Below are 9,091 nucleotides of genomic sequence, written 5' to 3'. Positions count from 1 at the left end.
GTACTCAAGTGGCTGAAGAGGCGCCCCTGCTAAGGGTGTAGGTCGGGAAACCGGCGCGAGGGTTCAAATCCCTCCTTCTCCGTTTTTTATTGGTCCGTTGGTCAAGTGGTTAAGACACCGCCCTTTCACGGCGGTAACACGGGTTCGAATCCCGTACGGATCATTTTTTACTTTTGGAGGATTACCCAAGTCCGGCTGAAGGGAACGGTCTTGAAAACCGTCAGGCGGGTAAAACCGTGCAAGGGTTCGAATCCCTTATCCTCCTTAACTGTCTCTTTTGTTGCGAGCAAAAGAATCACAGTCCTTTAATTACTGTAAAGTAATTACTTATCGCGGGATGGAGCAGTCTGGTAGCTCGTCGGGCTCATAACCCGAAGGTCGTAGGTTCAAATCCTGCTCCCGCAATCGCTTTGTTTAACGGCAAAGCAGCAATACAAAGCTTCTGGTTTGGTAGTTCAGTTGGTTAGAATGCCTGCCTGTCACGCAGGAGGTCGCGGGTTCGAGTCCCGTCCAGACCGTTGTTTTTGGCTCGGTAGCTCAGTTGGTAGAGCAATGGATTGAAGCTCCATGTGTCGGCAGTTCGATTCTGTCCCGCGCCATAGGAATGCGGGTGTAGTTTAGTGGTAAAACTACAGCCTTCCAAGCTGTTGTCGCGAGTTCGATTCTCGTCACCCGCTTTGCATTTTTTATTTGGGGCCTATAGCTCAGCTGGTTAGAGCGCACGCCTGATAAGCGTGAGGTCGATGGTTCGAGTCCATTTAGGCCCATTACATTTTTAAACTGGTCCGTTGGTCAAGCGGTTAAGACACCGCCCTTTCACGGCGGTAACACGGGTTCGAATCCCGTACGGATCATGCAAACACTCTTGAGAGTGTTTTTTTATTACCCAAAAATGATCTTTTTATCATTTTCTCAAGCATGAGCAGTCAAAATTTGTTATAATCAGTCCGTTGCAAGTTCCCGAAAGGATTCGCAGCTGCGAAGATGCCTTGTAACCGAAACATATATTAGGGGGAATACAAAAATGACAGAGAAACACTTATTTACATCAGAGTCCGTTTCAGAAGGACACCCAGACAAAGTAGCCGACCAAATCAGTGATGCCATCTTAGATGCGTTGCTTGCCGAAGATCCAATGGCACGGGTCGCGTGCGAAACGTCAGTTACTACCGGACTGGTTTTAGTCTTTGGAGAAATTTCTACTTCTGCTTATGTAGATATCCAAAAAGTCGTCCGAGAAACCATCAAAGAAATCGGCTATACACGAGCAAAATTCGGCTTTGACGGCGACACGGTTGCTGTTTTAGTAGCGATCGATGAGCAATCACCAGATATCGCTCAAGGCGTCGATGATGCTTTAGAAAGTCGCGGAGAAACGGATAAAGAAGATATCGGTGCCGGTGACCAAGGCTTGATGTTTGGTTTTGCCGTTGATGAAACACCTGAATTGATGCCTTTACCAATCGCATTGAGTCATCGGTTAGTCCGTCGTTTAGCAGAGTTGCGTAAAAACAATGAACTAAGCTACTTGCGTCCAGATGCAAAATCACAAGTAACCGTTGAATATGATGATAATGATCAACCACAAAGAGTGGACACCGTCGTTATTAGTACCCAGCATGATGATGCGGCTGATAATGAAACGATCCACCGTGATGTCATCGAAAAAGTGATCAAAGAAGTGATCCCTGCTGATCTTTTAGACGAGCAGACAAAATATTATATTAATCCTACTGGTCGTTTTGTGATCGGCGGTCCTCAAGGGGATGCCGGTTTGACTGGCAGAAAAATCATCGTTGATACTTATGGCGGCTATGCACGTCATGGTGGCGGTGCGTTTTCTGGAAAAGACGCAACCAAAGTTGACCGTTCAGCCAGCTATGCGGCTCGCTACATTGCCAAAAACATCGTAGCAGCAAAGCTAGCCAAAAAAGTGGAAGTCCAATTAGCCTATGCGATCGGTGTGGCACAACCCGTGTCGATCAGCATCAACACTTTTGGTACCGGAACTGTCAGTAACGAACGCTTGATTCAAGCGGTGCGGGAAAACTTTGATTTGCGACCAGCAGGAATTATTGAAATGTTAGATTTGCGCCGTCCGATTTATCGTCAGACTGCCGCTTACGGACATTTCGGTCGTACAGATATCGATTTGCCATGGGAACGCACCGACAAGGTGGCGGCACTTTTGGCAAGTGTGAAGGATTAAAAGAGGCGACCTCTATTGATGGCTATCAATAGAGGTTCTTTTTTTTGGAGTAAAAGGAGGAGTTACATGCGAACCAATGTAAAATTAGTCACCATTGCGGTCTTTGTCGCAACGTTTATGACCGCGATCGAAGGAACGATCATTACGACAGCGATGCCTACCATCGTTAGTTCATTGAAAGGAATCGAGATCATGAACTGGGTCTTCTCGATCTATCTTTTGACCAGTGCGATGTTGACCCCGATTTACGGCAAGTTTGCTGATAATATCGGCCGCAAACCAGTCTTTTTATTTGGTACGCTGCTATTTATTATCGGGTCGGCGTTTTGTGGGATGGCCAATACGATGTTGACGTTGATCATTGCCAGAGCGTTGCAAGGATTAGGCGCAGGGGCCATGATGCCCGTTGCCCTAACGATCATTGCGGACCTGTATCCTGTTGAAAAGCGGGCGAAAGTCTTAGGGCTCAATAGCACTGCTTGGGGGATCGCCAGTGTCGTCGGACCCTTAGCCGGTGGCTTGATCGTAGATACGATCGGGTGGCATTGGATCTTCTTTATCAACGTACCCATCGGATTAGGGTTGATCGCCTTGATTTGGTTTTATTTTCATGAAGAAAAAAAGGCCTTTGCTGCAGTCAACATTGATTATGCTGGCAGTCTCTTGTTGATGTTGACGCTAGTAGGGCTCCTGCTAGGCTTCCAGTTGCTGGGAGATTATGGTATGAGTCTGCCTGTCATCGGGCTATTCGTTTTTTCTGTTCTTACGTTCATCGGCTTCATTCGAGTGGAGAAAAAAGCAACAGATCCGATTATTGATCTGAAACTGTTCCGCTCAAAATTGTTTGTGGTGGTCAATATCGTAGCAGCTTTGGCTAGCGGCTTCCTGATGGGAATCGATGTCTATATCCCAATGTGGATGCAAGGGGTCTTAGGCATGAGTGCGGGGATTGGCGGGCTTGTGTTGGCACCGTTGTCGATTTTATGGATGATTGGTTCCTTCTTAGCCAGCCGTTGGTTGACACAACACAGTGTCAGTTGGGTCTTGACGGTTAGCTTAGTGATCACGGCTACCGGTGCTTTGTGGCTCTTTTTGACACCGGCACAGACGTCATTCTGGTTGTTCTTGATGATTTCTTCTATTACGGGCGTCGGTTTAGGGGCAACGATGGTGGTTTGTACCGTTACTGCCCAAACCAGCGTTGCACCCACCCAAGTCGGCGTGGCAACTTCTTTCAATACGCTGCTGCGCACGATTGGGCAAACCATCATGGTAGCGGTCTTCGGTATCGTTTTAAATACCAGTAATAGCATAGGCTTGGCACAGGCGCAAGTCACTGACAGCAGTGTCATGAATCAGCTGGTTGATCCAGCCGCCGCGCGTCAGCTGCCAACCGCCTTATTAGGACAATTACGGGAGATTCTTTATAGCGGTCTACACTGGGTTTTTGGGATCGGTGTTTTACTCATTGTGCTAGCGATTGGTTTGACCCGCACGATTTCGCGAGAATCTGGTACAATATAAAAAAAGGATCGCAGGTGATTGTATGGCTTTTTTACAAGCAAATATCTATTCAAATGTTCTTGAAATGGAGGTAATGATCGATGTGATCTTGCCTCAAAGTACCAAGAAAAAAATCGGCACCCAAAGCCAATCGACGGGCACAGATCTCCCAGTGCTTTATTTATTGCATGGGATGAACGGAAATCATAGTGTCTGGCAGCGACGGACGTCGATCGAGCGGTATGCCGCAGAGTATCAACTAGCGGTCATCATGCCGTCTACTAATCTAGGCTGGTATACTGATACGACCTATGAGATGAAGTATTGGACGTTTATCGCCGAAGAATTACCACAGATTTGCCATGAGCTGTTTCCTCAGCTGACGCAAAAACGAGAAAAAACTTTTGCAGCAGGTCTCTCGATGGGAGGCTATGGGGCTGTAAAACTTGGGCTGCGCAAGCCTGACCAGTTTGCGGCGGTAGCGTCTTTGTCTGGGGCATTAGCGCTGGCTGAAAGCATGGATTCCTTGCTGCAGCTGCGAAGCCAAGCTTATTGGGCAGGAATCTTTGGCCCTTTAGAGCAATTCAAAGGATCTGAAAATGATTTGATCCATCTGATTGAGACCATCGATCCAAGCACCGCGCCGCGCTTTTTTATTAGCTGCGGAACCGAAGATCAACTGTACCCGGCAAGTGAGTATGCGGCGGATAAGCTGCAAAAACGCAAAATAGCCGTAACGTTTGAATCGGGAACTGGGGATCATGATTGGAATTTCTGGGATCAATGGATCCAACGAGTCTTGCAATGGCTTTTTAGCGAATAAAAAAAACCATCAGTCGATCGACACATTAACGTGTCGAGGACTGATGGTTTTTTCGTTCGATACAAAATAAGATCGGCGGCTGATTCCGCTGATTGATAAATTGATAGGAAAGGACATTGAATGCCTCTTGCGGCAGCTGCTGACAAAAGGAGTGGACTTCTTTCAGCTCTGCTTCGCCGCCAGCGTGTCCATAATAGCAGACGAGGATGATTCTACCTTTCGGGGCTAAACGTGTCAGTAAAGCTTCTAAAGCCGTTTTCGTTGTATCAGGCAGCGTGATGATCGCTTTGTCTCCTTTAGGCAAGTAGCCTAAATTGAAAATGGCGGCGTGAACCGGACCACTCACAACATCTGCCAACGTCTCATGGCCTTGATGGATCAGCTGGACTTGCGCCAACAGCTCTTTTTCAGCCAACCGCTTTTTGGTAGCTTGCAGGGCTTGTTCCTGAATATCAAAAGCAAACACCTGACCAGTCGGTCCAACTAAGGAAGCCAGTAATTCCGTGTCGAAGCCGTTGCCCATCGTGGCATCAACGGCGGTTTGTCCCGGTTGCAGAACTTCTTTTAAAAGGGTGTGGCTATAGCGCATGGCGGTCGGCAGCATCGACTGGCTCCTTTCGCACATTGAATTTTCCTTGATAGGAGTTGCGGCGCAACATTTCTTGATCGATCTCATTCAAGACTTCCCATTTTTTCAAACTCCACATTGGACCTACCAGAGAATCCCATGGTGCATCGCCTGTCAAGCGATGAATGATGATCTCTGGGGGGATCATCTCTAACTGATCACAAATCAATGACACATAGGTATCGCGCCGCATCAATTGCAAACGTCCCTCATGATAATCCCGCAGCATCCGAGTATTGCGCATCAAATGCAGCAGGTGCAGTTTGATGCCTTGAATATCAGAATCTTGAATGGTACGGCGGACGTTTTCTTGCATCATCTCGATCGTCTCGCCTGGCAGGCCATTGATCAAATGGGTACAGACACGAATATTGTGTTTGCGCAGGCTGGCGACGCCGTCTAAGTAAGTTTGATAATCATGGGCGCGGTTAATGGCGTTGCTCGTGGTTTCAAAAGTCGTTTGCAGTCCTAATTCGACCCATAAATAAAAGCGTTGATTGAGTTCTGCCAGATAGTCAACAACATCTGCTGGTAAGCAGTCTGGTCGGGTCCCAATGGAGATCCCGACAACACCAGGTAGTGTCAGCACTTGCTCGAAGCGCTCGCGGATCACTGCCACCGGTGCGTGAGTGTTCGTAAAGTTTTGAAAATAGACAATGTATTTGTCCACTTGCGGCCACTTTTTGTGCATCATGGCGATCTCTTTTTCAAACTGCTCTGGTAGCGGGGCTTCAGGTGCTACGATCATATCGCCAGAGCCGGACACACTGCAAAATGTACAGCCGCCTTTGGCAACGGTGCCGTCACGATTGGGGCAGTCGAAGCCCGCATCGATGGGAACTTTAAAGATTTTTTCGCCAAATTCTTGCCGCAAAGCAAAGTTCCATGAATGGTATCGTTTGTTTTTATCTTCTGCATAAGGAAATGGATTCATTTTTTTACCTTCTTTTATAATTGTTTACGGGTGAAGCGCCAGACAAAGCGTTTTTGCAAGTAGTACGGATAGGTCAACAGCAGCCAAGACAGGCCGACACAAAACCCACCTAACACATCACTGGGAAAATGCACGCCAACATAGATGCGGCTGATGCCGATGCAACCGATCAATAGGCCTAACAGAATGCGGAGTCCCCATTGCCAAAAAGGCTGCTTGAAGAAGACCGGGACCAAGAAGAGCAATGTCCCATAAAAAACCATACTGCCCGTCGAGTGTCCGCTGGGGAAACTGAAACTTGATTCCGTGACTAAGCGTTCAAGGGTTGGTCGCTCCCGTAAAAAGACGAGTTTGATCAATGGATTAAAGAGCCCAGCAATCCCGATGGTGCCGATACTGAGCCATAGTGCTTCTGCATAATATTTGTTGATCACTAAAACGGCTAAAACAGCAAGAAAGAGCAAGATGATCGTGGTAGGGTTCGCAAATTTTGTGACCCATAGAAAAAACGGTGTCCAAAACGGATAGCCGCTGCGGATGATGCGAGTCAAGGTTTCGTCAAAGGAGACCAACCAAGTAGGATAAAATTTCACGAGATAGCCGAGAAAAACGAACAGCAGTAAAAAGCAGCTGCCGGCAAATTGAAAATATAGTTTTTTATGCATGGAAAAGCCTCGTTTCTAGAGAATTTCTGTCCCTACAAGCAAAGAGACATCTAGAAGGTATTATAGCATTTATCGCACGACGGAAAAAGCAGGGGACCAATCAAGGATTCTCCCACTTTCAAAGAATAGCTTTCGTTTGGTTAAATACAAACTCTTCATTTCAATAAATGTTTGTTTGATTACAAAGAGTTTACAGTTTCTGAAATCGGCTCAAATACCTTTTATAAATTCTTAAGAAATTGTATACTAAATCTACGTTCACTATAAGGAAAAAACGGAGGAATAACGGACATGAACACGAGTCAATCAAGAAAAGTACATCGTCAAGCAGACCAATCGGGCGATAAGTATCGAGTGATCAAAAAAAGTGCAGTTGTTTTAGGAACGACACTGACTGCTTGCTCTGTTGTAGCTCCATTGGTGTCATCGGTTCAAGCAGAAGCCGTAGAGACCTCGATCGCCCAAGTTTCTACTAGCAATTTTGCCGCGCCGAATACTTCCGCATTTATTGCCGAAATCGCTACGTACGCTCAGCCCGTGGCACAAGCCAACGATTTATATGCTTCTGTGATGATCGCACAAGCCATTTTAGAAAGTGGTTGGGGCCGAAGCAGTTTATCAAAAGCACCAAATTATAATTTATTCGGGATCAAAGGCAGCTACAACGGTCAAACCGTTTATATGAGTACCTTGGAGTACTTGAACAATCAATGGTTGACTATGAATGAACCTTTTAAGCGCTACCCATCTTACACGCAATCATTCGAAGATAATGCACGTACTTTACGCTCAACCTCTTTACAAAGCGGTGTCGCGTATTATTCTGGCGCTTGGAAGAGCAATACGACTTCATATCTTGATGCAACCGCATGGCTAGCAGGTCGCTATGCGACTGCACCAAACTATGCTTCTTCCCTGAATGCCGTGATCCAACAATTTGGTTTGACGCAATATGACACACCAGCTTCTGGCAATGCCGGTGGTGGTGCCACAGCTAGCGCATCAACCAATACCACGACTACAACGGCAGCTGTTAGCACGAGCGGCAGTCAAACCTATACAGTCGCTTCAGGCGATTCGGTCTGGTCGATTGCTAACAAACATGGCATCTCCATGGATCAGTTGCGCAGTTTGAACAACATCAAAAACGATTTTGTTTATCCGGGGCAAACGTTGAATGTCAACGGCAGCACCCAAAGTACTTCGACAACTTCAACAGTATCGATCGTCAATCGTAATACTTCAGCAACTACATCAGGCAACACCTATACCGTAGTTTCTGGCGATTCGGTCTGGTCGATTGCCAATAAGCATGGCATTTCGATGGATCAATTCCGCAGCTTGAACAACATCAAAAATGATTTTGTCTATCCAGGGCAAAAAGTTGTCGTCAGCGGTGGATCGTCTACGAATACCAGCAGTACTACGACCGTCAGCACGGCATCAACGGCTAGCCAAAGCAGTGGCGGCACCTACACGGTGGCAGCTGGCGATTCGGTCTGGTCGATTGCTAACAAACATGGGATTTCGATGGATCAATTCCGCAGTTTGAACAATATTAAAAACGACTATGTCTATCCAGGACAAAAGGTGGTTGTCAGCGGTAGTTCCGCAACGAGTACTACAACAAGCACGACCGTCAGTAGCCAAACCAGCAGTAGTGCTGCAGGCAATACCTATACGGTGGCAGCGGGTGATTCAGTCTGGTCAGTTGCCAATAAACATGGGATTACGATGGATCAATTCCGCAGCTGGAACAACATCAAAAATGATTTTATCTATCCAGGACAAAAGGTGGTCGTTAAGCAAGGCGGCACGGCAGCTACCACCAGCACTTCCGCGACAAACGGTTCTTACAAGGTCGCATCGGGGGATTCTGTTTGGGGAATCGCAGATAAGTTCGACATCACGACGGATCAATTTATCCAATGGAACAATATTCAAAATAACTTTATTTACCCAGGACAAACAGTTAGGGTAAAATAGATTGCTATTCCTAATGATTTTTGTTAGGATAAGTGCAAAGAAACTTTCACGTTTGAGAAGGAATAGTAGAAGTACGGTGGGACTTTTAGAGAGTGCATGGTTGGTGGAAATGCACAGCACACCTTTCGAACTCGTCTTCGAGTGATATCTGACTGAACCTGAATTGGCTAGGCAGATACGGCGATGGCCGTTAAAACATCGAGGTCTGCTTTTTTGAGGAGCAGATAAACTTAGGTGGTACCACGTTGATAACGTCCTATAAAAATCATAGCGATTTTTATAGGACTTTTTTTAAGTTTTGCTGGTTGATTTGACGAGCAAAACACCAATTTTTAGGAGGAGT

The 9,091-nt window shown here is 46.5% G+C and carries 7 protein-coding genes, 9 tRNA genes, 1 riboswitch and 1 other annotated feature (1 of these 18 running past the window's edge); of the genes, 13 read left to right on the top strand and 3 right to left on the bottom strand.

The window, feature by feature from the left end:
* The 12 genes from IGI84_RS14340 to IGI84_RS14285 form a co-directional block, all read left to right on the top strand.
* Window positions 1–82 (top strand) — tRNA-Ser (locus IGI84_RS14340) (it extends 6 nt beyond the left edge of the window).
* 9 nt (window positions 83–91) lie between these two features.
* Window positions 92–163: transfer RNA gene (locus IGI84_RS14335), tRNA-Glu, on the top strand.
* A 12-nt stretch (window positions 164–175) separates the two neighbouring features.
* A tRNA-Ser gene (locus IGI84_RS14330) sits at window positions 176–265 on the top strand.
* Window positions 266–331: 66 nt separating this feature from the next.
* Window positions 332–405, top strand: a tRNA-Met gene (locus IGI84_RS14325).
* A gap of 39 nt (window positions 406–444) precedes the next feature.
* A tRNA-Asp gene (locus tag IGI84_RS14320) sits at window positions 445–518 on the top strand.
* A gap of 8 nt (window positions 519–526) precedes the next feature.
* A tRNA-Phe gene (locus IGI84_RS14315) sits at window positions 527–599 on the top strand.
* A 7-nt stretch (window positions 600–606) separates the two neighbouring features.
* Window positions 607–677, top strand: a tRNA-Gly gene (locus tag IGI84_RS14310).
* Between the two features lie 16 nt (window positions 678–693).
* Window positions 694–767, top strand: a tRNA-Ile gene (locus IGI84_RS14305).
* 15 nt (window positions 768–782) lie between these two features.
* Window positions 783–854, top strand: a tRNA-Glu gene (locus tag IGI84_RS14300).
* 91 nt (window positions 855–945) lie between these two features.
* Window positions 946–1,027: riboswitch (SMK box riboswitch) on the top strand.
* The gene (gene metK / locus IGI84_RS14295) at window positions 1,025–2,209 is read left to right on the top strand and encodes a methionine adenosyltransferase (protein WP_005233362.1); all 1,185 of its coding nucleotides are present in this window, start codon (window positions 1,025–1,027) and stop codon (window positions 2,207–2,209) included. (Overlaps the previous riboswitch by 3 nt.)
* A gap of 66 nt (window positions 2,210–2,275) precedes the next feature.
* Entirely contained in the window at window positions 2,276–3,733 is a 1,458-nt protein-coding gene (locus tag IGI84_RS14290) for an MDR family MFS transporter (RefSeq protein WP_430600471.1), read from the top strand.
* Window positions 3,734–3,755: 22 nt separating this feature from the next.
* Complete coding sequence (locus IGI84_RS14285) at window positions 3,756–4,535, top strand: alpha/beta hydrolase (RefSeq protein WP_430600470.1); 780 nt, start codon at window positions 3,756–3,758, stop codon at window positions 4,533–4,535.
* A 25-nt stretch (window positions 4,536–4,560) separates the two neighbouring features.
* Here IGI84_RS14285 and IGI84_RS14280 read toward each other — a convergent pair whose 3' ends face one another.
* From IGI84_RS14280 to IGI84_RS14270, 3 genes are read right to left on the bottom strand one after another with little or no spacing between them, the layout of a single operon-like run.
* Window positions 4,561–5,139 (bottom strand): tRNA (mnm(5)s(2)U34)-methyltransferase, encoded by a 579-nt coding sequence (locus tag IGI84_RS14280; protein WP_175632012.1) that lies wholly within the window; start codon window positions 5,137–5,139, stop codon window positions 4,561–4,563.
* Entirely contained in the window at window positions 5,114–6,097 is a 984-nt protein-coding gene (locus IGI84_RS14275) for a TIGR01212 family radical SAM protein (RefSeq protein WP_077452372.1), read from the bottom strand. The genes IGI84_RS14280 and IGI84_RS14275 overlap by 26 nt, the downstream gene beginning before the upstream one ends.
* Window positions 6,098–6,111: 14 nt before the next feature.
* On the bottom strand, window positions 6,112–6,762 hold the full coding sequence (locus tag IGI84_RS14270) for a phosphatase PAP2 family protein (protein WP_420681162.1): 651 nt from the start codon (window positions 6,760–6,762) through the stop codon (window positions 6,112–6,114).
* Window positions 6,763–7,053: 291 nt separating this feature from the next.
* Between IGI84_RS14270 and IGI84_RS14265 the strand changes: the two genes are divergently transcribed.
* Window positions 7,054–8,748 carry a muramidase family protein gene (locus tag IGI84_RS14265; protein WP_368256742.1) on the top strand — a complete coding sequence of 565 codons (1,695 nt, stop codon included), beginning with the start codon at window positions 7,054–7,056 and terminating at the stop codon, window positions 8,746–8,748.
* A 42-nt stretch (window positions 8,749–8,790) separates the two neighbouring features.
* Window positions 8,791–9,010, top strand: a binding site (T-box leader).
* Window positions 9,011–9,091 lie beyond the last annotated feature (81 nt).

It is taken from the genome of Enterococcus sp. DIV0008, assembly GCF_050542615.1.
In the GTDB taxonomy this organism is placed as follows: domain Bacteria; phylum Bacillota; class Bacilli; order Lactobacillales; family Enterococcaceae; genus Enterococcus_D; species Enterococcus_D innesii.
Note: the sequence above shows the minus strand (reverse complement) of the source record. Positions and strands in the feature narration are given on the sequence as shown.

What these genes read in the sequence shown, in the direction of transcription:
- metK (WP_005233362.1), top strand. Translation starts at nt 1,025, where the DNA reads ATGACAGAGAAACACTTATTTACATCAGAGTCCGTTTCAGAAGGACAC.
- IGI84_RS14290 (WP_430600471.1), top strand. Translation starts at nt 2,276, where the DNA reads ATGCGAACCAATGTAAAATTAGTCACCATTGCGGTCTTTGTCGCAACG.
- IGI84_RS14285 (WP_430600470.1), top strand. Translation starts at nt 3,756, where the DNA reads ATGGCTTTTTTACAAGCAAATATCTATTCAAATGTTCTTGAAATGGAG.
- IGI84_RS14280 (WP_175632012.1), bottom strand. Translation starts at nt 5,139, where the DNA reads ATGCTGCCGACCGCCATGCGCTATAGCCACACCCTTTTAAAAGAAGTT.
- IGI84_RS14275 (WP_077452372.1), bottom strand. Translation starts at nt 6,097, where the DNA reads ATGAATCCATTTCCTTATGCAGAAGATAAAAACAAACGATACCATTCA.
- IGI84_RS14270 (WP_420681162.1), bottom strand. Translation starts at nt 6,762, where the DNA reads ATGCATAAAAAACTATATTTTCAATTTGCCGGCAGCTGCTTTTTACTG.
- IGI84_RS14265 (WP_368256742.1), top strand. Translation starts at nt 7,054, where the DNA reads ATGAACACGAGTCAATCAAGAAAAGTACATCGTCAAGCAGACCAATCG.